The organism is Stenotrophomonas sp. YJH_SMC_64, from assembly GCF_059371375.1.
Genome location: NZ_JCAFUN010000002.1, coordinates 306,827 through 329,802, shown reverse-complemented (window position 1 = coordinate 329,802; position 22,976 = coordinate 306,827). Strand labels below are relative to the sequence as shown.

General features: G+C 66.4%; 25 protein-coding genes. 6 read left to right on the top strand and 19 right to left on the bottom strand.

Annotated elements, in window-relative coordinates; translation table 11 throughout:
* The first annotated feature begins 145 nt into the window (after positions 1-145).
* The 5 genes from AC5P9L_RS03210 (at position 146) to AC5P9L_RS03190 (ending at position 4,323) form a co-directional block, all read left to right on the top strand.
* Positions 146-559, top strand: coding sequence for a hypothetical protein (locus AC5P9L_RS03210; protein WP_141097972.1), 414 nt, complete (start codon positions 146-148; stop codon positions 557-559).
* On the top strand, positions 556-900 hold the full coding sequence (locus tag AC5P9L_RS03205; RefSeq protein WP_024958502.1) for a DUF596 domain-containing protein: 345 nt from the start codon (positions 556-558) through the stop codon (positions 898-900). The genes AC5P9L_RS03210 and AC5P9L_RS03205 overlap by 4 nt, the downstream gene beginning before the upstream one ends.
* Positions 901-980: 80 nt before the next feature.
* Positions 981-1,355 carry a hypothetical protein gene (locus tag AC5P9L_RS03200; RefSeq protein ID WP_216655110.1) on the top strand — a complete coding sequence of 125 codons (375 nt, stop codon included), beginning with the start codon at positions 981-983 and terminating at the stop codon, positions 1,353-1,355.
* Between the two features lie 210 nt (positions 1,356-1,565).
* A complete protein-coding gene (locus AC5P9L_RS03195; RefSeq protein ID WP_227416034.1) occupies positions 1,566-3,788 on the top strand; it encodes a methyl-accepting chemotaxis protein in 2,223 nt (740 codons plus the stop codon).
* A 166-nt stretch (positions 3,789-3,954) separates the two neighbouring features.
* The gene (locus AC5P9L_RS03190; protein WP_012479547.1) at positions 3,955-4,323 is read left to right on the top strand and encodes a glycine zipper 2TM domain-containing protein; all 369 of its coding nucleotides are present in this window, start codon (positions 3,955-3,957) and stop codon (positions 4,321-4,323) included.
* Positions 4,324-4,451: 128 nt separating this feature from the next.
* Here AC5P9L_RS03190 and AC5P9L_RS03185 read toward each other — a convergent pair whose 3' ends face one another.
* The 5 genes from AC5P9L_RS03185 to AC5P9L_RS03165 form a co-directional block, all read right to left on the bottom strand.
* Complete coding sequence (locus AC5P9L_RS03185; RefSeq protein ID WP_227416030.1) at positions 4,452-5,579, bottom strand: ABC transporter permease; 1,128 nt, start codon at positions 5,577-5,579, stop codon at positions 4,452-4,454.
* Positions 5,576-6,763, bottom strand: coding sequence for an ABC transporter permease (locus AC5P9L_RS03180; protein ID WP_227416031.1), 1,188 nt, complete (start codon positions 6,761-6,763; stop codon positions 5,576-5,578). The genes AC5P9L_RS03185 and AC5P9L_RS03180 overlap by 4 nt, the downstream gene beginning before the upstream one ends.
* Positions 6,748-7,761 (bottom strand): HlyD family secretion protein, encoded by a 1,014-nt coding sequence (locus tag AC5P9L_RS03175; protein ID WP_005408651.1) that lies wholly within the window; start codon positions 7,759-7,761, stop codon positions 6,748-6,750. The genes AC5P9L_RS03180 and AC5P9L_RS03175 overlap by 16 nt, the downstream gene beginning before the upstream one ends.
* On the bottom strand, positions 7,754-9,154 hold the full coding sequence (locus tag AC5P9L_RS03170) for a TolC family protein (RefSeq protein WP_227416035.1): 1,401 nt from the start codon (positions 9,152-9,154) through the stop codon (positions 7,754-7,756). Before AC5P9L_RS03170 ends, AC5P9L_RS03175 begins: the two co-directional genes overlap by 8 nt.
* 78 nt (positions 9,155-9,232) lie before the next feature.
* Positions 9,233-10,129, bottom strand: a complete 897-nt coding sequence (locus AC5P9L_RS03165; RefSeq protein WP_227416032.1) for a LysR family transcriptional regulator ArgP — start codon at positions 10,127-10,129, stop codon at positions 9,233-9,235.
* 106 nt (positions 10,130-10,235) lie between these two features.
* On the opposite strand from AC5P9L_RS03165, the gene AC5P9L_RS03160 reads away from it, so the two are divergent.
* Entirely contained in the window at positions 10,236-10,850 is a 615-nt protein-coding gene (locus AC5P9L_RS03160; protein WP_043035546.1) for a LysE/ArgO family amino acid transporter, read from the top strand.
* Here AC5P9L_RS03160 and map read toward each other — a convergent pair.
* The 14 genes from map to AC5P9L_RS03090 all read right to left on the bottom strand — a co-directional run bounded on the left by map (position 10,847) and on the right by AC5P9L_RS03090 (position 22,969).
* Entirely contained in the window at positions 10,847-11,629 is a 783-nt protein-coding gene (gene map, locus AC5P9L_RS03155) for a type I methionyl aminopeptidase (RefSeq protein ID WP_279915540.1), read from the bottom strand. The two genes, AC5P9L_RS03160 and map, sit on opposite strands and share 4 nt — an antisense overlap.
* Before the next feature lie 10 nt (positions 11,630-11,639).
* Entirely contained in the window at positions 11,640-11,852 is a 213-nt protein-coding gene (locus AC5P9L_RS03150) for a ParD-like family protein (RefSeq protein ID WP_005412680.1), read from the bottom strand.
* A gap of 68 nt (positions 11,853-11,920) precedes the next feature.
* Positions 11,921-12,280 (bottom strand): bleomycin resistance protein, encoded by a 360-nt coding sequence (locus AC5P9L_RS03145; RefSeq protein ID WP_043035544.1) that lies wholly within the window; start codon positions 12,278-12,280, stop codon positions 11,921-11,923.
* 146 nt (positions 12,281-12,426) lie between these two features.
* The gene (locus AC5P9L_RS03140) at positions 12,427-13,311 is read right to left on the bottom strand and encodes a hypothetical protein (RefSeq protein WP_062606834.1); all 885 of its coding nucleotides are present in this window, start codon (positions 13,309-13,311) and stop codon (positions 12,427-12,429) included.
* Positions 13,312-13,314: 3 nt separating this feature from the next.
* Entirely contained in the window at positions 13,315-14,379 is a 1,065-nt protein-coding gene (locus AC5P9L_RS03135; RefSeq protein WP_062606836.1) for a GNAT family N-acetyltransferase, read from the bottom strand.
* Positions 14,380-14,408: 29 nt separating this feature from the next.
* Entirely contained in the window at positions 14,409-15,809 is a 1,401-nt protein-coding gene (locus AC5P9L_RS03130) for an aspartate aminotransferase family protein (RefSeq protein ID WP_062606837.1), read from the bottom strand.
* A 65-nt stretch (positions 15,810-15,874) separates the two neighbouring features.
* Positions 15,875-16,591, bottom strand: coding sequence for an MtnX-like HAD-IB family phosphatase (locus tag AC5P9L_RS03125; RefSeq protein WP_062606838.1), 717 nt, complete (start codon positions 16,589-16,591; stop codon positions 15,875-15,877).
* A 174-nt stretch (positions 16,592-16,765) separates the two neighbouring features.
* A complete protein-coding gene (locus AC5P9L_RS03120; protein WP_005408665.1) occupies positions 16,766-17,968 on the bottom strand; it encodes a DegT/DnrJ/EryC1/StrS family aminotransferase in 1,203 nt (400 codons plus the stop codon).
* Positions 17,969-17,978: 10 nt separating this feature from the next.
* Positions 17,979-18,377 carry a DMT family transporter gene (locus tag AC5P9L_RS03115; RefSeq protein ID WP_005408666.1) on the bottom strand — a complete coding sequence of 133 codons (399 nt, stop codon included), beginning with the start codon at positions 18,375-18,377 and terminating at the stop codon, positions 17,979-17,981.
* Positions 18,374-18,733 carry an EamA family transporter gene (locus AC5P9L_RS03110; protein WP_012479558.1) on the bottom strand — a complete coding sequence of 120 codons (360 nt, stop codon included), beginning with the start codon at positions 18,731-18,733 and terminating at the stop codon, positions 18,374-18,376. The genes AC5P9L_RS03115 and AC5P9L_RS03110 overlap by 4 nt, the downstream gene beginning before the upstream one ends.
* 1 nt (position 18,734) lies before the next feature.
* The gene (locus AC5P9L_RS03105) at positions 18,735-19,571 is read right to left on the bottom strand and encodes an alpha/beta hydrolase (protein WP_005412675.1); all 837 of its coding nucleotides are present in this window, start codon (positions 19,569-19,571) and stop codon (positions 18,735-18,737) included.
* A 79-nt stretch (positions 19,572-19,650) separates the two neighbouring features.
* A complete protein-coding gene (locus AC5P9L_RS03100; RefSeq protein WP_005412674.1) occupies positions 19,651-21,030 on the bottom strand; it encodes a sensor histidine kinase in 1,380 nt (459 codons plus the stop codon).
* Positions 21,027-21,710, bottom strand: coding sequence for a response regulator (locus tag AC5P9L_RS03095; protein WP_005408670.1), 684 nt, complete (start codon positions 21,708-21,710; stop codon positions 21,027-21,029). The genes AC5P9L_RS03100 and AC5P9L_RS03095 overlap by 4 nt, the downstream gene beginning before the upstream one ends.
* A 131-nt stretch (positions 21,711-21,841) precedes the next feature.
* Positions 21,842-22,969 (bottom strand): metallophosphoesterase, encoded by a 1,128-nt coding sequence (locus AC5P9L_RS03090; protein ID WP_062606839.1) that lies wholly within the window; start codon positions 22,967-22,969, stop codon positions 21,842-21,844.
* Positions 22,970-22,976: the final 7 nt, after the last annotated feature.

The window sequence follows — 22,976 nt, the reverse complement described above, 5'->3', positions numbered from 1 at the left end:
GCGGGCAACAGTGAACTGACTGCGGGCTCGCTGACATTCACCGACCTGCAGAACCACATGGACTATACGGCCAGCTCCGGCAGCATCAGTGGTGGTGCGGGCGGGCAGATGGATGGCTGGGCGCCCAAGCCGGGAACTGCCCGATTTGTCTCTCAAACAACCTGAATCCGTTCTTCAGGCGTACTCGCAAAAGCGAATTGATGACCTCGCACACCAATACAATAGCAAGTCATTGGATCCTAAGGATTTTCAGCTTAATCTTGGTTCAAAGGTCTTGAAGGCCGATGCTCAAGTCAGTACGGGTGCTCCGGTTTATATTGGTGCAAGCACATCCGATGTCATGCTGTATTTCAGACAGCTGACTGGAACTGATCGCATGCCTGTCGCGAAGGTCGTACCTGGAAAGGGTCTTCTTTATACGGCAACCACGAGCTCTGGTGCAAAGATAACTCTTAGAGATTTTTCAACGAGCGCGCAGAAGACTGGTGCTAGTTGGACAATTGATGTGCAGGATAAATCCATAAATAATGGAAAGCGAGTAGAGGTGAAGTTCAAATGAAAGACGGGATTCATTGTGCAGTGGTGACTTCTTCGTTTGGGTTATCAATGGGTGCCGTCTGGCAGCACATGACGATGGAAATGGGAGGTGTTGGGATCTCCGAAAGAAAAGACGCGTTCTTCGAGTTGATGGGTCGTTTGTTGAGGGAAGGGAAAGTGAGGCTTGCAACGGACGGGGTGTTCTTGCAAGGCGACTGGAGGGAGCAGCTGACGCTAATCTCAAACGCTTGGCCCGAAAATCCTGGTGAAGATGATATCGATGGATTCGGCCTCTGGTTCTTGACCGATGCTCCGGCGGGTCTGGTTTGGATCGGCGCAGATGGCCGTGAACAGTGGACGTAGTAGTCCGATTCATGTCGGTGGCGCCCGATGATCCTGACGAATGGGTCAGGGCTTGTAACGACACCGAGCTTTGATGAAGCTTGCTTGAGTCGAAGCCGGTGCCGATCTGGGTTTCGTGCTGCGCGCTCTGGACTCGATCCAGGCCGTACTCCGACGGTGCCGACGGCCTGCGTGGATATCTTCCAGCATCCAACACCGGCTTCGGATTCAGCATCGTCGACCCGCCGGAAGCTGTCGTTGCGGAAGGGATTGAAGCCAAGTGGCAGGTCGGCCTGCTCGGCTCGTTTCATTTCCGCGCGAGCGGGTTTGAAAGTGCCTGGGAGGAAATCTGCCGCTTCATCAATCGTTACGCTGCGGCGTGCGAGTTCCGGTTTGTGCTCTCCTTCCAGTTCGAGAGCATCTATGCGGCAAGGCTCGGGAAGGATCTGGTCTTCCCGGGGCCTGCTGCTCCGTAATGCTGGATGCCGGGGCGGCAGGCCCGGGCCTGATCCCATTCTCGGTACACATGGCGATATGCCTTATGGATATAACGCGTTCGTGGGTTTTCTGATTTCACACCTGTCTGCACAGTTCCAGAGTTTTAGATCGATATAATAATATCGACCCATAAAGTTTCCCCTGCCTGCGCCGCCATCGATCATACGGCCATGATCAAGGGAATTGAGATGCTCGCCTTACGCAACCTTCGAGTGGGATCCCGGCTGGGTGCCGGGTTCGGTTTGCTGCTGCTGTTCATCGTGGCCATCGTTGGCTTGGTGCTGTACGGGAATCACCTGAAGTCCGCCCAGTTCGAGAAAGTGGTGGACGTCAACATGGTGAAGATGCGGCTGTTGAACGACATGCTGGATACCAACAACGCGGTGCTGATGCATCGCCGGCTGATGGTGATCAAGCGCGGCGAGGATTTCGACAAGGATTATCAGAAGGCGCAGGAGCTGTCGCAGACCTACGACGGTATCTGGGCCAAGTACATCAAGATTCCGCGCGACGCCACCGGCGATACCCTTGTTGCGAAAATCGACGCGGCACGCAAGGCCACCGACGCCTCCACCCAGCATCTGCACGAGCGCATGAAGGCCGGTGATTTCGACGGTGCGGCCAAGGAACTGCTCGCCGAGCACGGCCTGGCCACCGCATGGAATGAGGCGATCTCGACCCTGCTGCGGCATCAGGAGACACTGACCGAGCGCAGCCGCGAGGAATACCGTTCAACCGAATCCTGGACCGGCACGCTGTCGATCGTGTTCGGCGTGCTGAGCCTGATACTGGGTTCACTGGCGGCGTGGGCCATCACCCGCAGCCTGACCCGCCCGCTGGAAGGTGCGGTGAAGCTGGCCGACGGCATCGCCAACGGGCGGCTGGACAGCAGCATCGACGCGTCCGGCAACGATGAGGTGACGCAGCTGCTCAGGTCGATGCAGCGCATGCAGGCGCAGCTGCAGTCGGTGATGGCGGCGCAGGGCGAGCTGGCCCGCCAGCACGATGCCGGCAGCCTCAGCTATCGCATGGATGAGAGTGCCTTCCCCGGCGACTACGGGCGCATGGTGCACGAGACCAATGCGCTGGTCGGCTCGCACGTGCAGGTGCAGAACCGGCTGATCGAAGTGATGAAGCATTACGCCCGTGGCGACCTGTCGGTGGACATGGATCCGCTGCCGGGCGAGAAGGCGGCGATCACCCAGGCAATGGACGAAACCAAGACCAGCCTGTCGGCGATCAACAGCGAGATCCGCCGGTTGGCGACAGCGGCCGCGGCAGGCGACTTCAGCCTGCGCGGTGACGAAGATCGCTTCGCCTACGATTTCCGCGACATGGTGGCAGGGCTCAATCGCCTGATGCAGACCACCGACCAGAACCTGGTGCAGGTGTCGAGCCTGCTGCAGGCGATCTCGCGCGGTGACCTGACCGTGCGCATGCAGGGTGACTTCCACGGCGTGTTCGCCCGCATGCGCGATGACTGCAATGCCACCGTCGATCAGCTCAAGCAGATTGTCGGCCGTATCCAGTCCAGCGCGTCCAGCATCAACCTGGCGGCAGGCGAGATCGCTTCGGGCAACACCGATCTGTCGCGTCGCACCGAGCAGCAGGCGGCGAACCTGGAAGAGACGGCGGCGTCGATGGAAGAACTGACCTCCACCGTGAAGCAGAACGCCGAGCACGCACGCCAGGCCAACCAGCTTGCCATCGGTGCGCATGGCGTCGCCTCGCAGGGCGGCGAGGTGGTCGGCCAGGTGGTCACCACGATGTCGGCCATCGAAGCCTCGTCGAAGAAGATCGCCGAGATCATTTCGGTCATTGATGGCATCGCATTCCAGACCAACATCCTGGCGCTTAACGCTGCAGTGGAAGCCGCTCGTGCCGGCGAGCAGGGCAGGGGCTTTGCGGTGGTTGCCAGTGAGGTGCGCACGCTGGCGCAGCGCTCGGCCGGTGCGGCCAAGGAGATCAAGGGCCTGATCGAGGATTCGGTCGGCAAGGTCGCCGATGGATCGGCGCTGGTTCGCCAGGCCGGCACCACGATGGGCGAGATCGTGGCCTCGGTGCAGCGCGTGACCGACATCATGGCCGATATCTCTGCCGCCTCGCAGGAGCAGAGCTCGGGTATCGAACAGGTGAACCAGGCGGTGGTGCAGATGGACGAGACCACGCAGCAGAATGCGGCGCTGGTGGAAGAAGCCAGCGCGGCGGCACGCTCCATGGAGGAGCAGGCCAACCTGCTGGCCGAAGCGGTGTCGGTGTTCCGCACCGGTGCAGCCGCGGCAGCCGTATCGGTCCCGCGCGCGCTTGCGGCGGTAGCGGCCTCGGTCACGCCGGTGAGACGCCCGGCGGTGCTGTCACCGCGCATCGAGCCGACGTTGGCTGCCAATGCGGGTGGCTGGGAAGAGTTCTAGCAAGGCAGCACGCCGGTAGGGAGACGGCGCCCATCACGATGGCTGATCGTGATGGGCGCGGATTCTCTTCCTGAACGCGCGATGGCCGATGAGGCGGTGGACACGCGCATTTCACTTCCGGTTGCCAACCGCAGGAGGACACTTGCGCCATACCGGAACTCAGGAGATGGCCATGAAGACCTCGACCCGATTGCTTGTGCTGGGCACGCTGCTGGCGGCTTCGCCGGTGGCCGGTGCGCAGACGTATGGGCCGCGCGATGAGGGACGCAAGTTCAATGACGGCAGCCGCGTGGTCTGCAAGAACGTGGAAGTGCAGCGCAACTCGCGCGATCCGAACCGCATCACGGGTACCGCTACCGGCGCAGTGATCGGCGGCCTGCTGGGCAACCAGGTGGGCGGCGGTAACGGCAAGAAGCTTGCAACCGTGGCCGGCGCCGTGGCCGGTGGCGCGGCCGGCCGCCAGATCCAAGGCAACCAGCAGCAGAAGAACGGTGACCGCGTGGTTGAACGTCGCTGCGAACGCGTCTACCGCTGATCGGTCACAGCCAGACCTCGTTTCCCCTTCCACACCGCAGTACCCGAACGCCGGCCCCACGCCGGCGTTCTTCGTTGCAGGAAAAAGGGGACGGAGGGAATTAAGTCGCAATCCCCCAAACCGGCCGTTTACGACTTAATCCCCTCCGTCCCCTTTTTTGCGAGGAGGCGCCAGGTGGCGAGGCTGCCGTAGAGCAGCAGCAGGACGGTGAGGGTGATCAGTTCGTGGCTGACGTCGGCCAGGCTGGCGTCCATCTGGTTCAGGCGCACCATCAGGTTGATACCGGAGGTGGTAGGCAGCAGCTGCGCCAGCCAGACCAGCGGTTGCGGCGTCATCACTGCCGGCCACGACAGGTTGGCCAGGAAGAACAGCGGGATCGAGGTGGCGATGATGTACTGGAAGGCGCGTTCGCGGGTGCGGAAGAAGCTGCCGACGAACAGGCCGAAAACCACGGTAGCGGCGATGAACAGGGTGCCGCCCAGCAGCTGGCCCAGTGGGTTTCCGCCGCGCGGATAGTCCTGCACCCAGGCGGTGAACCCGGCGTACCAGAACAGGCCGAACAGGCCGATCAGGCCGAAGCCCATCGCCATGCCGGCCAGGGTCGGCAGGTCGAAGCGCAGGCGCCGGCCGAGTGCAAGACGACGACTACCGAGCAGCACGCCGATGCCCATCAGCAGGGTCTGGTGCACGATCAGCTCGGCCACACCGGGCACGATGGCGCTGCCATAGCCTTCCTGAGTGTTGTACAGCGGGCGCTGCACCAGGGTGACCGGCGGCGCCTGTGGCGCGCCCATGAACGCGGCCTGGCCGACCACGGCGTCACGCCCGAACGCGCCCAGTGCATCGGCCACGCTGCCCAGCACCCAGCTGGCACGGCCCAGGTAGGCGCCGTTGCCGAGCAGCACCAGCTTGGCCGGGTGGCCGCGCAGGATGTCGCGCTCCAGGTTGGCCGGGATCAGCACGATGCCTTCGGCATGGCCGGCTTCCAGCTGCTGACGCGCACTGTCGATGTCCGCCGGTTGCCCGACCACGCGTGCAACGCGGAGCGCATCGAGCTTGCGCAGCAGCTCGCGGCTGGTCGCGCTGTGGTCTTCGTCCACCACCAGCACCGGCAGGTTGCCGGCCACCTGGTGACGGTACGCGGCCGGGTAGAAGAAGGAATACAGGATCACCGCGCCGACCATCACCACGATCGCGTAGCGGTCGCAGAGCACCGCCATCAGGGTCTGCCGCAGGCTGCGCCAGAGTGCGCTCATGCGTCGGCTCCCGCAGGCTGCGCGGCTTCCGGCCTGCGCGCGAAGGCGATCAGGCGCAGGCCGCCAATGCCTCCTGCCACCACCGCCATCAGCAGCAATGTGGCCAACGGCCACACCGAAACCTGCAGCGGCGAACCGATGAACTGCTGCTGGGTCTGCAGCTTGATGTAGGCGCTGAGTGGCAGCAGCTGATGCCAGATGCGGGTGAACAGGGGGCCATCCAGGACCGGGAAGGTAGCGCTGGAGAACGCCAGTGCGGTGCCGATGCTGAGGCCGACCGCGGACAGCGCGGTACCCATGTCGCGGGTGACGCCGACGAAGAACAATGCGTAGGCGGCCGTGGCCAGGTAGAACAGTGGCTGTGCGAGCAGCAGCAGGAGCACGCTGCCGGCCACACCATCGCCGCGCAGCCAGGCCAGGTAACCGATGCCGAGCGCGCCATACAGCGAAAACAGCAGGATGTACGGCGCGACCTTGCTGGCAATCGCCGACCACGGCGTTCGACCCAGCCAGGCGGGCAGGGTGCCGTCGCGGATCTCGCGGCCGAGGCTGCCGGCCACCGCAAGTGCGAGTACCAGCGACAGCACGGCTGGGAAGATCAGCGGCAGCAGGAACAACTCGTAGCTGCGCGCAGGGTTGTACAGGATGTCCGACTGCACCGCGATCGGTGCCGCACGCAGCTTGCCGGGGCCGACCTGCAGGCCGATGCGTTCGCGGAGCAGGCGTGCGTTCCAGGCCGAGACTGCGTCGCCGATATCGCGCGACGCAGATTGGCCGGTGGTCATGTAGGTGGCGTTGTAATAGGCGAACACCGTGCCCTGGCGTCCACGCAGCGCCTGCCGGGTGACATCGCGCGGCACCAGTACGATGGCAAACACATCCAGCCTGCGCAGCTGCGAACGCGCGTCCTCCAGGTCCGCCGGCTGGCTGGCGATGCGTACGCCGGGGCTGGCATCGAGCATGCGCAGCAGCAGGCGGCTGTCACTGCTGTGGTCGAGGTCGACCACGGCAATGGGGATGTCGCGCATCACCGACGGCGAGAACATCCACGCCATCACCGCCAGCATCAGCAGGGGCAGCACGGTGACCAGCAGCAGGTCGGCACGGTTGCCGCGCAGCGACTGCAGCTCGCGCCGCCACGAAGCAGCGAAGCCGTTGCGGTCCGGGCTCAGTGCTGGGGCCATGCGAACAGCACGCTCATGCCGGGGCGGAAGCCCTCGATGCGGCGTACCGGGCGCACCCGCACCTCGAAACTGCGGACGTCGTAGCCGGACGACTGGCGGGTGGTACGCCAGGTCGCATAGTCGCCGGCAGGGTTGATGAAGTAGACCTCGAACTCGCCGTCCAGGCCGAGTGCCGGCACGTTGCCCTGCAGCTTGCTGCCGACCTTCAGGCCCTGCATCTGTGATTCGCGCAGGTTCATCGCCACCCACATGCGATCAATGTCGACCAGGGTGAATACCGGGTAGCCGGCCGGCACCAGCTCGCCCGGGTCGGCCATGCGCTTGTTGATCTCGCCCGCCACCGGCGCGCGTCCTTCGACTTCGGCACGGGCGGCGTTGACTTCGGCCACCGCGCCCTGCGCCTGCTGCACCTGGCCCTGCGCGGCACGCTTGTCCTGCTCGCGTGCGCCGGCCAACGCCATGTCGTACTGCGCGCGCGCGGCACGGGCCAGTTCGCGCGAACTGGTGGCCTGGGCATGCGCTTCATCGCGCTTCTGCCGGGTCATCACCCCTTCGTTGAACAGGTTCTGCACGCGCTGGTAGGTGGCTTCGGCCAGCGTCGCACCGGCTTCGGCGCGCTTCCAGTTCGCTTCGGCGGCGCGGATGTCTTCGCTGCGCGCGCCTTCGTCGGCCTTGTCGGCCACCGCCTGTGCGGCGGCCAACGCGCCGTGGGCCTGCTGTTCCTTGGCGGCCACTTCGGGGCTGTCGAGCAGGAACAGCACCTGCCCGGGCTGCACGCGGTCGCCCTCGCGCACCTTCAACTCCGCCACGCGGGCGGTGATCTTGGCGGCCACGTTGATGGTGTCCGCGTCGGCCATGCCCTGGATCTGGTCGGCCGGGCTGCGCCAGGCCAGCCACAGGCCGAGCACCACCGCGACCAGCAGCGCCACTACCAGGATCGGGCCCAGGCGGCGCTTGGCCGGGGGTGTTGTCGCATCGTCGTGCAGCACATCACTCATGGTCGATCACCTCGTCCGCACGGCGCCGGAATTCTTCAAAACGGTCCATCTGTCCACTGACCTCCAGCAACTGTGCCAGCGCAATATCGTATTGGTAGGCGGCCTGTGCGCGCTCTACACGGGCACCGCCCAGGCCGAGCCGCGCGTCGATCACATCCAGCGAGGTGGCCTGGCCCTCGCGGAACGCCAGCTCCTGCAGGCGCAGGTTTTCCTGTGCCTGGGCAATGCTGCTGTCGAGCAGCACGTACTGCTGGCGCGCGGTTTCCAGTTCGTTCCAGGCCTTGCGCACGCCCAGCGCGACCTGGTTCTCGGCCTCGCGCAGGCCCGCTTCGGCCTGGTCCTGCTGCGCGCGCGCGGCGCTGATCTGCGCCGGCCGCGAGTTCGGCGACAGGAAGGTGTACTTCAGGCCGATGCCAAACGCCCAGTCCGGATCGGTCAGCATTTCGTCGCGGCGGCGGAAGTCGTACTGGCCGAAGGCAAAGATCTGCGGTTTCAGCTTGGCCTGCTGCACGCGCACGCCCTGTTCGGCCTGCGCCACCATGGCCCGCAGGCGTGCGATCTGCGGCTGGCGCGCCTGCGCAGTACGCTCGAAGCTGACCACCGGTTCCAGCGGCACGCGCTGCACGAACAGCGGCGAAACCGGCTGCACCTCGCCACCACTGCGCAGCAGCGTGGCCAGCGCGGCCTTCAGCGTTGCCAGGTCGTTCACCGTCTTCTGGTATTCGCGCTCGGCCTTGTCGCGGGCCACGGTGGCCTGCAGGCGCTGGGCGCGGGTGGCGAAACCCTCGCGTTCCAGCTTCTCCGCATCGGACAGGTGGCGGTTGAGGCCATCGCGCACGTCACGGCGCACGTCCACCGCCTGCTCGGCCAGGCGCTGCCCGAAGTAGGCCTGGGCCAGCTGCACGGTCAGCGATTGACGTTGTGCTTCGCGCTCGGCGCTGGCCTGTTCGTGGGCGGCACTGGCCGCACGCTGCGCGGCCGGAATCACGCCGCCGGTGTACAGCGGCAGCACCGCGGTGACCACTGGACGGGTGCGCCAGTCGCGCTCGGTGAACGACAGCGGCGAATCGATGCCGAAGGCTTCAGCCACCGGCGCCAGTGAGCCCAGCGGCAGAGTGAGCGTCTTCTGGAACTGCAGGCGGCGCACTTCGCCGGTGATCTCCGGCAGGCGCAGCAGCCGGGTGGCGTCCTGCAGGTCCTGCTTGTTGCGAACGGCTGCATCGGCAGCGGCCAGCGCATCGGAGACCTGCTCCAGGCGTTGCCGCGCCTGTTCCCAGTCCAGTGCGGGTGCATCGGCACTGCTCTGCGCTGCCGCCGCAAGCGGCATGCAGGCTGCCAGGGTCAACGCGACTTTCGCGCGGTGCATCCTTGTACGTCGGCCGATCACGCCCATGCCGTCCCAGTGGTAAAGAAGTGCGCAAACGGTAGTGCGCATGGTGTGAAGCCCGGGTCTGCGGTCATCGGTCTTTCCTCAACGAAGGGTGCCGCTGGCCGCAGTACGCAGCGCCTGGGTGATGTGCTGCAGCGTGCTTGAGCGCACGGCGGCATGCTGCCAGTACAACGGCACATCGAGCCAGCGGCGGGGTTCCAGTACCACCACGCGGCCGGCGAGCACAGCGGGCGCGGCCAGGGTTTCCGGGGCCAGGCCCCAGCCGAGTCCGCACGCGGCGGCTTCGACGAAACCGGTGGAGGAGGGCAGGTAGTGTAGCGGCGGCTGCAGCCTCGCGCGGGTCAGGCGACGCACGAAGCGCCACTGCAGTTCATCTTTGCGGTTGAACACCAGCATCGGTGCGCGTGCCAGCGCCGTGGCGTCCATGCCATCGCTGAAGTACTGGCGGGCGAAGCCGGGCGAAGCGATCGCTTGGTAGCGCATGGCGCCGAGCGGGTGCACGTTGCAGCCCTTCACCGGCTGGCTTTCGGCGGTGACCGCACCCAGCACGCTGCCGTCGCGCAGCAACCGCAGGGTGTGGTCCTGGTCGTCCATGCGCAGGTCGAACAGGTAGCCATGGCGCTGGTGCAGGTCGGCGATGGCCGGTACGAACCACGTATCGAGCGAATCATCATTGACCGCCAGCGGGATCGGGGTGCGCGCAGCGTCGCTGCTGCCACGCTCGGGTAGCAGCTCGGCCAATGCCTCGGCCTCCAGCGCCTGCATCGGTCGCACCCGGCGCAGCAGCGCCTCACCGGCGGCGGTGGGGCGGCATGGCGCCTGGCGCACCACCAGCACCTGCCCGAGCCGGTCTTCCAGAGCCTTGATCCGCTGCGACAGTGCTGATGGGCTGATCGACAGGCGGCGTGCCGCAGCCTCGAAGCTGCCTTCCTCCAGCACCGCGGCAAACGCGGCCAGTTGCGGGTGTACCAGGTCCATGCCGGTGCCTCTTCAGTTTTCCTGCACAGGATAAAGAAAAATCAGTTTGTCTAAACAAGGCTGTTGGCCGCACCCTGCGCGTCCCCTCGCTGCCTGGCCTGTCCCGATGTGGATTGCCGCTACCGTCGCCGGCCTCTTCGCGGGCGCCGGCCTGATCATCGCCATCGGCGCACAGAATGCCTTCGTGCTGCGCCAAGGCCTGCAACAACGTCATGTGGGCAGGGTGGTGCTGGCCTGCGCCGGCGCGGATATCGCGTTGATCCTGGCCGGCGTGGGCGGCATGGGCGCGCTGGTGCTGCAGTGGCCGTTGCTGCTGCAGGTGCTGCGCATCGGTGGTGCGGTCTTCCTGCTCTGGTATGGCCTGCAGGCCGGGATGCGTGCGTGGCGCGGTGGCAGTGCACTGGCGGCGGGTGACGTGGACGGTGGCGATCGACGGCAGGTGCTGCTGACCTGTCTGGCCTTCACCCTGCTCAACCCGCACGTCTATCTGGATACGGTGGTGCTGCTGGGCAGCCTGTCCACGCGCTACCCGGGCAATCTGCGCTGGGCCTTCGCCGCCGGTGCGTGCGTGGCCAGCGTGGCCTGGTTCTGCACATTGGGCTATGGCGCGCGCCTGCTGCAGCCGGTGTTCCGCAGGCCGGCTGCATGGCGGATGCTGGACACCGGCGTGGCGATCTTCATGTTCTGTCTCGCCACGCTGCTGCTGTTGCGCCCGCTCTAGGCCGCGTCCACCGCGCACTGCGGGGTTTCGCCGGGGCGCAGGGTCAGCACGCGCACGCCGCTGCGGGTGACCGCCACGGTGTGCTCGAACTGCGCCGACAGCTTGCCGTCGCGGGTGTAGACCGGCCATTCGTCCGGCTGCTGGCGGATCGCCGGCTTGCCCTGGTTGAGCATCGGTTCGATGGTGAACACCATGCCTTCTTCCAGCACCATTCCGGTGTTGGGATGGCCGTAGTGCAGGATCTGCGGTTCCTCGTGCATTTCCTGGCCGATGCCATGGCCGCAGTATTCCTTCACCACGCTGTAGCCGTGGCTGCGTGCGTGGCGGGCGATGGCGTGGCCGATATCGCCCAGGCGTGCGCCGGGGCGCACCGCGGCGATGCCTTTCCACATCGCCTGGTAGGCGGTCTGCACCAGCCGGCGCGCGGCGTAGTCGACCTCACCGACCAGGTAGGTGGTGCTGGAGTCGGCGATGTAGCCGTTCTTTTCCAAGGTGATGTCGAGGTTGACGATCTGGCCGTTGCGCAGCACGTCGGTGGTGCTGGGCACGCCGTGGCAGATGACGTTGTCGATCGAGGTATTGAGCACATACGGGAAGCCGTACTGGCCCTTGCTGGCCGGCCGTGCCTGCAGCTCATCGACGATCATGCGCTCGACGAATTCGTTGATCTCCATCGTGCTGCGGCCCTGCAGCGGCAGCTGGTCGAGCGCGGCGAACACCTGCGCCAGCAGGCGCCCGGATTCGGCCATCAACGCGATCTCGTCGGGGCGCTTGATGATGCCCATCGGCTCAGACCTGGCCCGGAGGCAACAGCGGCGGCTGCACGCCGGCCGCGCGCAGCTCGCTGGCGACGATGTCCTGGAAGCTCAGCGTCGGGTTCAGCTCGCAGAGCATGCCGACCCGGATCCAGAAGTTGGCCTGGGCGTTGATCGAGCGGCTGGAGACGGTACAGGCACGGCGCAGCTGGTCGTGCAGGGTGTCATCGATGTTGACGATGCCCATGGGTGGCCCTCGAAGTGTGAATATACGAATCGTATATGTTTCGTATATTCATCTCAAGCCGACGTCATTCAGTCCGTGTGGGTGGCGAAGCGCAGCCGGTTGCCGTCCGGGTCGCGCAGCAGCATTTCCCGGCTGCCCCATTCGGTGTCATGCGGGGGCTGCTCGATCGGCACGTTGGCGGCACTGAAGGCGCGGTGCAGGCTGTCGACGTCGTCAACGATGAAGTACACCGCGCCGCCGACCTCGCAGTCGCCGCTGTGTTCGGTGAGGAAGATCGTCTGGCCGTCGCGGGTGAGCTGGGCGAACAGCGGGAAGCCCGGTTCGAAGCGATGTTCCCAGTCGACCACGAAGCCCAGCCCCTGCACGTAGAACGGCAGGGTGGTGTCGGCGTGGCGCATGCGCAGTTGCGGGATGACGGTCTGGGGCATGGCGAGGGCTCCTGGGGTAGGCGCCCAGTGTAGTGCCGGCCGCTGGCCGGCATTGGTCTGGTAGATGCCAACCTCGGTTGGCATTGCCGGCCAGCGGCCGGCACTACCGAAGCCACGCCGGCCCGCGGCCGGCATTACCGGCGCGGTCAGCAGGCCGTCGGTACGGCGGCGATTGCCGCCAGCAGTTCGCGGTTCACCTGCTGGTGACGCGCCTGCCAGGCGGGAAGATCATCGGCGCTGATGTCCGGCTGGCCATCCAGCGACGACAGCCAGCGCTTGAAGCGGCTCTGGTAGGTGGCCAGCGACACCTCGCCGGTGATGTCACTGCCGACCAGGCCGCCGGCACGCAGCGCTTCGATCACCACCAGCGCGTCTTCCAGCTGGAATCGGCCCTGGTCCCAGTTGCTGCGCGCGACGTCCTCGGCGAACACGTCCTTGTCGATCGACAGGTAGGCCGGCTGCGGCGACTTGGCCTGTTCGGCAGCGAACGCGGCCACCAGCGCTTCGGGGTGCTCGAAGCGGCGGAACGCGTGGCCCATGCCGAGGCGATGGCCCCAGCTGACATCCACGTCCATGCACCAGTACGTCAAGCGACCGCCCAGCAGCGGGCGCCAGTGGTTCTCCCAGGCATGGCCGAGGCCGATGTCGCTGGAGGTAATGCCGAGCACATGGATGTGCGAGATCTGCGGCAGCTTGCTGGCTGCATTCACCCACGAGCCACAATGCATGCCGAACGGAAAACGCATGTTGTCCGGATGGTTGTCCAGCACTACCAGCTGGAACGGCGCCTGTGTGCGCATGCGGCACAACAGCGGCAGGCTGAGATGATGGAAGTCGCCACTGCCCAGCATCACGGTGCCGAGCTGCGCGGGCAGCGGCGCCAGCACTTCGGCGGCGAAACGGTGCAGGGTGGCAGTGCTGCAGGCGAAGCGCAGCGGGTCGTGCCACTGCGGCAGGGCCAGGGTCTGCGCCTGGGGCAGCGGCAGCACGCCACCGTCCAGGTCGAGGATCAACGGAGAACGCAACGGCATCGTTCAACCGCCTCCATCAGGTTCGCCCTGCAGATGCGGCGCCAGCTTGCGCAGGGCAGTGCGCAGCAGCGGGGAACGGGCGTGGATCGCGTGCCGGGTGGAGGTGAAGCGGGCGCCCAGTTCGGCCTTGATCCGCGAGTCGGTCCAGCCGGCCACGTAGTGGCTCAGGCCATGCAGCAGCGCGTACTCGAGGTTGTGCATCCAGCTCACCGCGTACAGGTTGTGCTCGCGTGACTGCGGGTAGGCCAGACCGATGTACTTGTCCACCAGCTTTCCGGCGTGGATGTAGCACAGGTTCCAGCCGATCAGCTGACCTTGGTGGCGGTACAGGAACATTCGTCCCTGGCCCTGGCTGTCGGCCAGCAGGTACTGGAAATAGGTCAGGTCGAGCTGGTCGAAATGCACCGCGCTCTGCGCATACACGCCCAGGTACAGCGCATACAGCTCGGCCTGCAGCCGTGGGTCGGCGAGGGCCGGATCGCCGGTGGCGATGCAGTCGATCTGCAGGTCATCACGCGAACGGAGCTTGCGCCGGATGTTCTTGCGGCGCGAGGGCGACAGGCGGCCGAGGTAGCCATCGAGCGAATCGAAATCGATCGCCACCCAGGCAAGCGGCATGCCTTCCAGTTCAACGAAGCCGCGCGCCAGCAAGGCCTGCAGGAACGCCGCGCTGTGCGCGTTGGCCGCGTCGTCCAGCAGCGGTGAATCGATGGCCAGGTCCTTGACCACCAGCAGCCGGGTATCGCCAATCGCGTGACGCGTCACGTCCTCGGCCAGCGCCTCCGGCGCCACGTGCGCCGGCAGCGGGGTGTACTCGGTGCTGGTGGCACCGACGAAACGGGTCTTCCAGGTGATCCATGGCCGCCACAGGCGCGACAGCGGCAGACCGAGCAGCTTGCTGCGCAGCGCGTCGTCCATCGTGGTGGTCAGGTCCAGCGGCGCACGGAAGGTCGGCAAGCCACTGGGAAGGCGGCCTGCCTCGAATCCGAGCGGCGGGTGGGCCAGGAAACCCTCCAGCAGCGCGGCCGGTTCCAGCGCGGTGCTGGATGCGCGTGACGTCATCTCCATCGGCACGGGAACCGGCAGCGCATCCAGCCTCAGCCCTTGGCCTTGGTCAGCGCCTGGTCGAGCAGGGTGATCGCCAGGTCGATCTCTTCGTAGCTGATGTCCAGCGACGGCGCGAAGGTGATCACGTTCTTGTACCAGCCACCCACGTCGAGCACGAGGCCCATGCGCTTGCCGTCGTGCAGGAGGTCACCGGCCAGGCCGATGTCGACCATGCGGTCCAGCAGTTCCTTGTTCGGGGTGTAGCCGTCGGCCTGGCAGATTTCGGCGCGCAGGGCCAGGCCCAGGCCGTCGACGTCGCCGATTTCCGGGTGGCGCTTCTGCAGTCCACGCAGGCCGTCGAGGAAGTACGCGCCCTTTTCCGGTACGATGCGCTCGTAGTCCATTTCCTTGCCCAGCTTCAACACTTCCAGGCCCAGGCGGGTGCCCAGCGGGTTGGAGTTGAAGGTGGAGTGGGTGGAACCCGGCGGGAACACGGTCGGGTTGATCAGCTCTTCGCGTGCCCACAGGCCCGACAGCGGGTTCAGGCCGTTGGTCAGCGCCTTGCCGAACACCAGCACGTCCGGGGTCACGCCGAAATGCTCGATCGACCACAGCTTGCCGGTACGCCAGAAGCCCATCTGGATCTCATCGACCACCATCAGGATGCCGTACTTGTCCAGCACGCGCTTGAGGCCGGTGAAGAAGTTGCGCGGCGGAATGACGTAGCCGCCGGTGCCCTGGATCGGCTCGACGTAGAACGCGGCGTACTCGGCCTGGCCGACCTTGGGATCCCACACGCCGTTGTACTCGCTTTCGAACAGGCGCTCGAACTGCCACACGCAGTGGTCGGAATACTCGTCCGGGGTCATGCCCTTCGGGCGACGGAAGGGGTACGGGAACGGGATGAACATCGCGCGCTCGCCGAAGTGGCCGTAGCGGCGGCGGTAGCGGTAGCTGGAGGTGATCGACGAGGCACCCAGGGTGCGGCCGTGGTAGCCGCCTTCGAAGGCGAACATCAGGCTCTTGCCGCCGCGCGCGTTGCGCACGATCTTCAACGAGTCTTCAATGGCCTGCGCGCCACCGACATTGAAATGCACGCGACCGTCGAGGCCGAACTTTTCGTGCATGTCCACGGCAATGGTCTTGGCCAGCTGCACGCGGGTCGGATGCAGGTATTGGCTGGCGACCTGCGGCAGGGTGTCGATCTGGTCCTTCAGCGCGTCATTCAGGCGCTTGTTGCTGTAGCCGAAGTTGCAGGCCGAGTACCACATCTGCAGATCGAGGTAGGGCACGCCCGCACCGTCGAACATGTAGCTGCCTTCGCCGCGCTGGAAGATCTTCGGCGGGTCGACGTAGTGGACGGTGTCGCCGAAGGAGCTGTAGCGGGCTTCGTCGGCCAGCAGCTGCGCATCGGAGGCAGCGGCGTCGGCGTTCTTGTCAAAAATGTTCATGCAGTTCGGTTCCGTGAAGGACGTTCGAAAGGGGGCAACGGGGGAGCGTGGCTGGAAGGGAGTGCTCAGGCGGTGGCCAGCAGCAGGGGCGGTACGGCGGGCTGCGGGGTGGCGTCGATGCGACGTGGCTGCAGCAGGCTGCCATCGAGCAGGCGCGGCAACAGTGCGACTGCATCGTGGAAGGTGTCGATGGCGGCATGCTCGATGCCGGCATTCGTGCAATGGGTAATCAGGCGGCGCTTGGCGAACACGAAGTCGGCGTCTTCGGACACGCAGAAATCCGAGCTGCCGTCACCGATCATCAGCACGCGCGGTGCTTCGTTGGCGCGCGCCTGCGCGGCGCAGGTGCACTTGCAGGTGCCACTGCGGCAGCCTTCGGCCTGGTAGGGCGACTCCAGTTCCCAATGGTCTTCGCACCAGCGCAGGTGGTTGGCCACCACCGGCAGCTGCGACAGGCCGTGGTTGGCCAGGATGCGGTGGATCGCATAGTCCAGGCCGTCACTGACGATGCGCAGCGGCAGGCCCAGCTGTTCGGCACGGCTGACAAAGGCGGCGAAGCCCGGATCGATCTGTACCTGGTCCAGATGGGCGTCGAGCGTGGCCGGGTCCAGCTTCAGCAGCCGCACCTGGCCCTGCATGCATTCACGCGAGCCGATCTTTCCCGCTTTCCACTGGTCTTCCAGTTCCTGCCAGCCCGGCTGGCCGTACTTTTCCAGCAGCGAGTCGATGACATCTTCGAGGCTGATGGTGCCGTCGAAGTCACACAGGATGCTCCAGTGCATGGGCAGGTCCGTCGATGAAAGAAACGCCCGGCCCGATGCCGGGGCAGGCTCAATGTAGGCAGGCCGCCTTTCTCGTTCCTTTCCTGTTGAAAGGCTCTTCTGACAGGCTGGGAAAACGTTCAGGAAGGTGCACGGATGAATGCGCGGAGGACAGGCCGCGCGTGCACGTTCGGGTCAGGCGCGGGCCAGGACCTGCAGTATTTCGGCAGTCTCTTCGCGGGTCTGCCAGGCGCTGTTGCCAAGGGTCAGCATGCGTGCGGCGAAGTCGCGTGCATTGGGCATGTCGTCCTGCGGCACGATGCCACGCAGGTACGCGTAGCCGGGCAGGGCATGGATGAACATGCGGCTGGCGCCGAGACCACGTGGCCACAGGTCCTTCAGCACGGCATCGCGGGCGCGCTGGCTGGGCAGGAGCAGCATCAGCAATGGCCAGGTGCCACCGCTACCGGCGAGGCCGTCGACCACCTCAACGGCTGGCAGCTGTGCCAGCTGCACGCGCAGCTGCAACGCACGCAGGCGACCGGCCTGCAGGAACGCCGGCAAGCGCCGCGCGGCATGCGCGCCGATGTTCTGCCGCCAGTGGCTGACCCGGTGCTGCGGTATATCAAGCGGGAAAATGTCGCCGACCGCTTCTTCCAGATCGTCGCGTTGAAGCGCACTGCGCAATGGATTGCCATACACCAGCGACAGCAGCGAAGGGCGATAGCAGGCAGCAAGGCCGATCAACTGCACGCTGCGCAGCAGCTCCCAGCGCAGGCTGGAGCGAACGTGCTGGACGGCATGTTCGGCCAGCGCAGCACGCAGTTCGTCGTCACGGCTGACCAGCAGGCCACCTTCATGCAGGCTCAGGCCCTTGCCAGCAGCCAGGCTGAAGAATCCGATGTCGCCACGCAGGCCGACACTGCTGTTGCCGACCCGTGCGCCGAGTGCCTGTGCGGCGTCCTCGATCACCCAGGCGCCGGCGTTGCGGGCGACTTCGCAGGCCAGTTCGACATCGGCGATGCGCCCGCCCAGGTGGGTCGGCAGGATCGCCAGCGTGCGCGCATCGGCCAGACGCCTGAGCTGGCCGGGATCAAAGTCGAAGTGACCACGACGGGTATCGCACAGTTGCACGCGCAGGCCCAGGCTGTGCACCGCGATCGGCACCAGCGGGCAGGTATAGGCCGGCATGATCACGGTGTCGCGCCTTGGCGCGCGCTTGCGCAGCGTACGCAGCGCGATCAGCAGTGCGTGCGTGCCGGAACAGGTCAGCTGCAGTGGCGGTGTGCCGAGCTGGCTGGCCAGGACTTCGCGCAGGTCGCCACCACCGGGCAGGAAATCGCTGGCCTGAATCGGCAGGCCAGCGGTAGGTGGCAGTTCGCGCGCGAACAGGCTCATCGCAGCCCACTCACGACGCGCTTTCGGCGGGACTGTGCGGGTCGTCCGCTTCAGCGCGGCCGAGGCAGACGATGCCGGCCACGATCAGTACCGCACCGAGCAGATGGTGCAGGGTCAGTGGCTCGTTCAACAGCCACGCCGACAGCAGCAGCACGCTGATCACTTCCAGGTGCGAGGCCGCGAACGCCGGGCCGATCGGCGCATGGCGCAGCAGGCTCATCCAGGTGAAGAACGCACCCACGTAGCCGAGGATGGCGCCATACACCCACGGCTGCGACAGCACGCGCAGCAGCCAGGCGGTGTTGGCCTCGACCGGCAGCGCGGCGTCACCGGCGTACTTGAAGCACAGCTGGGCCAGCGTGTCGAAGGCCATCAGCAGCGGGAAACCGATCACATACAGGCGCCTCATGAGCCGGCCCCCACCACCGCCACGCCCGCGGTGACCAGCAGCATGCCGGTCACCCGCAGCGGCGTGAGCTTCTCGCGGAACAGGAAACGACCGGCGATCATCAACGCAACGATGTTGATCGAGCCCAGCAGCACGCCCTTGGACAGCGGCACCAGCGACAGGAACGCAATCCAGGCCACGAACTCGAGCACGTAGCAGGCGATGCCGATCCACAGCCAGGGGCGGCTGAGCATGTGTTTCCAGCGTTGCAGTCCTTCGCCTTCCTGCGGATCGCTGGCGGCGGCCTTGAAGGCGAGCTGGCCACCGGTATCGAGTACCACATTGGCCAGCCACAGCAGGGTGGCGAGTGCCCCCATCTCAGGCCACCGCCTTGAGCACGCCCGTGCGTTCACCGATCTCGGTGAAAAAGCGCGCGCTGCGACGGATCACATCGCGGCGTTCGCGATCGATGGTGATCATGTGGTAGCTGTCTTCCAGCACCACCAGTTCCTTCGGGCCGCTGACCCGCGACATCACCAGCTCGGCGTTGCCCATGCTGGCCACATCGTCTTCGCGGGCGTGCATCACCAGGCACGGTGCGGTGACCTGGTGCAGGTGGCGGCGGGTCCAGTTGCTCAGCGCACGCATCTCGGCCAGCGCATGCCAGGGATTGCCCGGCAGGCCGGCAGCCGCGCTGTCGCCGGACAGCATTGCGGCGCTGACCTGCGCGCGCAGGCGCTCGTCGCGCAGGCCGTACGGCGGTTCTTCCATGAACATGCGGTCGCGGCCGATGTTGAAGCGCTTGAACCACGGCAGCAGGAACGAGAACCGGGCCACGGCGGGAATGTTCCAGCCGTCGTAACGGAAAGTGGCGCCGTACACGCCCACGCCGGACACCCACTCCGGGCGACGTGCCGCCAACGCCAGCGAAAGTACCGCGCCCATCGACAGTCCACCCACGAACAGCTGGTCGACCTTGCCGCGCAGGGCGGCCGCCGCATCTTCCACGCCCTGGTACCACTGTTCCCAGGTGGTCGCCAGCAGGTCATCCACGGTGCCGCAATGGCCGGGCAGCTGCACGCCGTGCACCGTGAAGCCGGCATTGTTCAAGCCCTTGCCCAGCATGCGCATTTCCGCCGGGGTGCCGGTCAGGCCATGGACCAGCAGCACGCCCTGGGGGCCACCGGGGAGGAAGAAGTCGTGCGATTCGGTCACCTGGCGGCTCCGGGACGGCAGTGGGGATGGCAGGATCGCAAGCGCGATTTTCACCAGCCTTTCAGCGCGCCGGGCCGGGTCAGGGGGCCTTCAGCAGCGGCAGCGTGATGGCGACCTTGAGCCCCCCGCCCGGGCGGTTGAGGAAGCTCAGGCGGCCGCCGAAGTGCTCTACCGCCTCGTGCGCGATGGCCAGGCCGAGGCCGGTGCCGCTGGCAGCGGTGCCCGGCGCCCGGAAGAAGCGCTCGCCCAGCCGTGGCATCACGTCGTCGGGCACGCCGGGGCCGTTGTCTTCCACATAGAGTTCGACATCATTGTCGTCCAGCGCGTGCACGCCCACCGTGACGGTCGCATTGCGGCCGGCATAACGCAGGGCGTTGTCGATCAGGTTGTCCAGCGCCTCCTGCAGCATGGCGCCGTTGCCAAGTACACGCAGCGGATGGGGGCTGCCGCGGTAGCCGAGGTCGATGCCATCGCGGATCGCCTCCGGCACGCGCATGCCAACCCACTGCGGCACCAGCTCGCACAGGTCCAGTGCTTCCACGGTATCGGGCACGGTCTGCGCCCGGCTCAGCGCCAGCAGCTGGGTGCTGACCCGGGCGGTGCGCTGGTTGAGCCGGCGGATGTGCTGCAGCGCCTCGCGCACCGTATCGGGGTCACCGTGTGCCAGCGCCTGGTCCACGTGCAGGGCCATGCCCGCCAGCGGCGAACGCAGCTGGTGCGCGGCATCGGCGATGAAGCGGTTCTGCAGGGTGATCATTTCCGCCTGGCGGGCAAACAGATCGTCGATGGTGCTGATCAGTGGCTGGATCTCCTCCGGTACGTCGGCATCGGAAATCGGTGCCAGTTCGCCACGGCGCTGCGCCAGGCGGGTCCTCAGCGGGGTCAGGATGCGCAGGCCGTAGGTCACGCCGAACCAGACCAGCGCTGCGGTGCCCAGCGCCAGCATGGTCATCAGCGGGATGATGATCATCAGGATCTCGCGCGCGCGCTGTCGGCGGTCGGCCATGCTCTCGGCCACGGTCACCGCCAGCTGGTCCTGCGGATCGTTCATCGCCTGCGTGCAGACCGTGGCCATGCGCACCTGCTGGCCATTGAGGTTGCCGTCGTACAGGGCCGGATGCACGCCGGTGCAGTCCTGAGAAGGGGCATACGGGCTGAAGTCGGCATTGCCGCTGAGCGTCCCCATGCGGCTGCTGTCGACATTGAAGTAACGATGGCCGTCGGGGTCGTACTCGATCAGGAAGCGCGCCTGCGGAGACAGGTCGCTGGTCACCGGCATGGTGCTCAGCATCTGCGCGAACGAATGCGTGTCGTCGATCAGGTTGCGGTCGTGGATGCGGTTGGAATAGTCCAGCGCAACGTAGTAGGCCAGGATCGTGTTGAAGGTGAGCAGGCCCAGCATCGGCAGCGCCAGGAAGGCGAGCAGGCGCCGGCGCAGGCTGGGCGGTCCACTGATCACGGGGTGCTGTCGTCCTGCGCGTCTTCCAGCATGTAGCCCAGCCCGCGCACGGTGCGGATGCCCATGCCGCCGGGCTGCAGCTTGCGGCGCAGGCGGTGCAGGGCGATGTCCAGGCCGTTGTCGGTCAGGTCCTGGCCCCAGTCGCACAGCGCTTCCACCAACTGCGCGCGTGACACGATTCGCTCGGCGCGCACTGCCAGTGCCGACAGCAGGCCGAACTCGCGTGCGGTCAGTTCCAGCGACTGGTCATCGATCCACACCCGATGCCCGGCCAGGTCGATGCGAAGGCGGCCGATGCGCAGGTCCGGGTTGCCATTGCTGGTGACCCGGCGCAGCTGGGCGCGCACGCGCGCTTCGAACTCGTCCAGCGCGAACGGCTTGACCAGGTAGTCATCGGCACCCAGGTCGAGCACACGCACGCGCTCGGCCAGGCCGTCACGGGCGGTCACCACCAGCACTGCGAGGCCATCACCGCGCTGGCGCAGGCGCTGCAGCACGTCGCGGCCATCCAGCTGCGGCAGCCCCAGGTCCAGTACCAGCAGCGCGTACTGCGTCGAGCCCAGTGCAGCATCGGCGTGCGCACCGTTGTCGACGTGGTCGACCACGTGCCCCTGCCGGCGCAGCGAGGCGCACAGGCCGGAGGCGATATCCGGGTCGTCTTCAGCAATCAGAACGCGCATGCGCGGGGCTCCTGTAACGGTCAGGCCCACCGGATGGACGGGGTGGGCCTCTCGGCTGCCGAGGGTAGCCGCAAACCGGCTGCAGGTGGAGCGCGCCGGCACCTCCCGGCACCGTCGCGCTGTCTCTCCATTCAGTCCTGCAGGCCCGGCTCACCGAGCGCCAGCGGCACCCGCGAACCATCCAGCAGGCCACGGCTGAGCTTGCCACCCTCGATGAACAGCAGTTCGCCGTTCTCGCCGTTCTTGATGCTGCTGTCGATGGCGATCACGCGGTCGCCGTGGAAGCTGCTGACGTGCGGCATCGAGGTATGGCCAACCACGATGCGCTTGAGCTGCAGGCGGTCGAGCACAGCCTGCACACCCGCGGTGTCGAGGCGGCCATCGAAATAGCCGCGGTACCAGATCGGGCTGGTCTTGCCGTCATACAGCGGTGCGGTGGCCGGGTCGGCCTTCACTTCGGCCTTGGGCAGGCCCAGCGAGGCCTGGTAGGCCGCGTTGGTGCGTGCCGGGTCCAGCGCCAGCTGCACCGCCTCGGGCGAGATGCCGCCGTGCAGGAACAGGGTATCGCCGATCTTCAGCAGCACCGGGCGGGTGCGCAGCCACTGGCCGATCACCGAGTCGGCGCCATACAGTTGCGGGTAGCTGCGGCCGAGCAGCTGGGCGCTGCGCAGGTATTTCGGGTTGACGTAGCGCAGGTCGTCGTACAGCACCATGGTCTCGTGGTTGCCGAGCACGAAGTGCACCGCGCCGCCGGCGGCGGCCGCCTGCTGCTGCAGGCCATACAGCAGCCAGAAGGCTTCGGTTACCTGCGGGCCGCGGTCGAACACATCGCCGGCGATGACCAGGGTGTCCTTGCCCAGCGCCCAGCGGTCCTGTGCGTCGATGACCTTGTGGGCACGCAGCAGGCGCACCAGCAGCCCGTACTGGCCGTGGATGTCGGACAGCGCCACGATGCGCGGCACGGCCGGCAGCACGGAGACCGAAGGTGCATTCGGGGCGGCCACGTGCACGCTGTGTTCGTAGCCGCAACGCGGGGCGATGTCGGCGCCTGCGGCCTGCGTGGCAAGTGTGTGCGACTCGACCTTGTCGTCGCAGATCCAACTGGCCTGCAGCTGGTTGCCCTGGCGGAACACATAGGGGCCATCGGCCTGCACGTGGTCGGCGGGCGCGGCAACCTCACGGGCCTGCGTGGTTGCTGTGGCGCAGGCCAGCAGCGGCAACAGCAGGGCGGTCAGCAGGGAAGGGCGACAGCGCGACATCGGCGGC

Excerpts from the sequence above, each read along its gene's own strand:
- AC5P9L_RS03120 (WP_005408665.1), bottom strand. The coding sequence starts at position 17,968 with ATGAGCCTGTTCGCGCGCGAACTGCCACCTACCGCTGGCCTGCCGATT.
- AC5P9L_RS03185 (WP_227416030.1), bottom strand. The coding sequence starts at position 5,579 with ATGAGCGCACTCTGGCGCAGCCTGCGGCAGACCCTGATGGCGGTGCTC.
- AC5P9L_RS03110 (WP_012479558.1), bottom strand. The coding sequence starts at position 18,733 with ATGGGGGCACTCGCCACCCTGCTGTGGCTGGCCAATGTGGTACTCGAT.
- AC5P9L_RS03170 (WP_227416035.1), bottom strand. The coding sequence starts at position 9,154 with ATGGGCGTGATCGGCCGACGTACAAGGATGCACCGCGCGAAAGTCGCG.
- AC5P9L_RS03195 (WP_227416034.1), top strand. The coding sequence starts at position 1,566 with ATGCTCGCCTTACGCAACCTTCGAGTGGGATCCCGGCTGGGTGCCGGG.
- AC5P9L_RS03180 (WP_227416031.1), bottom strand. The coding sequence starts at position 6,763 with ATGGCCCCAGCACTGAGCCCGGACCGCAACGGCTTCGCTGCTTCGTGG.
- AC5P9L_RS03095 (WP_005408670.1), bottom strand. The coding sequence starts at position 21,710 with ATGCGCGTTCTGATTGCTGAAGACGACCCGGATATCGCCTCCGGCCTG.
- AC5P9L_RS03115 (WP_005408666.1), bottom strand. The coding sequence starts at position 18,377 with ATGAGGCGCCTGTATGTGATCGGTTTCCCGCTGCTGATGGCCTTCGAC.
- AC5P9L_RS03135 (WP_062606836.1), bottom strand. The coding sequence starts at position 14,379 with ATGGAGATGACGTCACGCGCATCCAGCACCGCGCTGGAACCGGCCGCG.
- AC5P9L_RS03205 (WP_024958502.1), top strand. The coding sequence starts at position 556 with ATGAAAGACGGGATTCATTGTGCAGTGGTGACTTCTTCGTTTGGGTTA.
- AC5P9L_RS03130 (WP_062606837.1), bottom strand. The coding sequence starts at position 15,809 with ATGAACATTTTTGACAAGAACGCCGACGCCGCTGCCTCCGATGCGCAG.
- AC5P9L_RS03160 (WP_043035546.1), top strand. The coding sequence starts at position 10,236 with ATGTGGATTGCCGCTACCGTCGCCGGCCTCTTCGCGGGCGCCGGCCTG.
- AC5P9L_RS03090 (WP_062606839.1), bottom strand. The coding sequence starts at position 22,969 with ATGTCGCGCTGTCGCCCTTCCCTGCTGACCGCCCTGCTGTTGCCGCTG.
- AC5P9L_RS03165 (WP_227416032.1), bottom strand. The coding sequence starts at position 10,129 with ATGGACCTGGTACACCCGCAACTGGCCGCGTTTGCCGCGGTGCTGGAG.
- AC5P9L_RS03125 (WP_062606838.1), bottom strand. The coding sequence starts at position 16,591 with ATGCACTGGAGCATCCTGTGTGACTTCGACGGCACCATCAGCCTCGAA.
- AC5P9L_RS03175 (WP_005408651.1), bottom strand. The coding sequence starts at position 7,761 with ATGAGTGATGTGCTGCACGACGATGCGACAACACCCCCGGCCAAGCGC.
- AC5P9L_RS03190 (WP_012479547.1), top strand. The coding sequence starts at position 3,955 with ATGGCCATGAAGACCTCGACCCGATTGCTTGTGCTGGGCACGCTGCTG.
- AC5P9L_RS03140 (WP_062606834.1), bottom strand. The coding sequence starts at position 13,311 with ATGCCGTTGCGTTCTCCGTTGATCCTCGACCTGGACGGTGGCGTGCTG.
- AC5P9L_RS03145 (WP_043035544.1), bottom strand. The coding sequence starts at position 12,280 with ATGCCCCAGACCGTCATCCCGCAACTGCGCATGCGCCACGCCGACACC.
- AC5P9L_RS03150 (WP_005412680.1), bottom strand. The coding sequence starts at position 11,852 with ATGGGCATCGTCAACATCGATGACACCCTGCACGACCAGCTGCGCCGT.